Source organism: Aeromonas sobria (genome assembly GCF_050266975.1).
In the GTDB taxonomy this organism is placed as follows: Bacteria; Pseudomonadota; Gammaproteobacteria; order Enterobacterales; family Aeromonadaceae; genus Aeromonas; species Aeromonas sobria_B.
Map to the genome: position 1 here is coordinate 1 of NZ_JBKISU010000123.1, position 315 is coordinate 315.

A 315-nucleotide genomic window follows, 5' to 3' on the forward strand; every position below is an offset into this window, starting at 1 on the left:
TTTCGCGCTCGAGCCGGTTGATGCGGGCTTCCAGCTCCTGGATTTTCTGCTGCTCCGGGGTCAGCGCTTTGCCGATTGGGGTGGTGCCGGTTCGTTCGGATTGAAGCTGCTGAACCCATCGACGAAGCACGGTTTCACCGACATCCAGTGAACGGCTGGCTTCGGGGACAGAATATCCCTGGTCGAGCACCAAGGATGCGGCTTCCAGTTTGAATTCAGCAGTAAATGAGCGACGTAATCTGGTCATTGAACACCTCAGGTCTGGGTGGCGACTGTACCACCTAAAATGGTGTCCGGGATGATTAGACCACTACA

General features: G+C 55.6%; 1 protein-coding gene. It reads right to left on the reverse strand.

Annotated features, from left to right (window positions below; all coding sequences use genetic code 11):
* Positions 1 to 247 (reverse strand): transposase (locus tag ACLHZ1_RS20730; protein WP_427263555.1); only part of this gene is annotated, 247 nt, incomplete at its 3' end.
* Positions 248 to 315 lie beyond the last annotated feature (68 nt).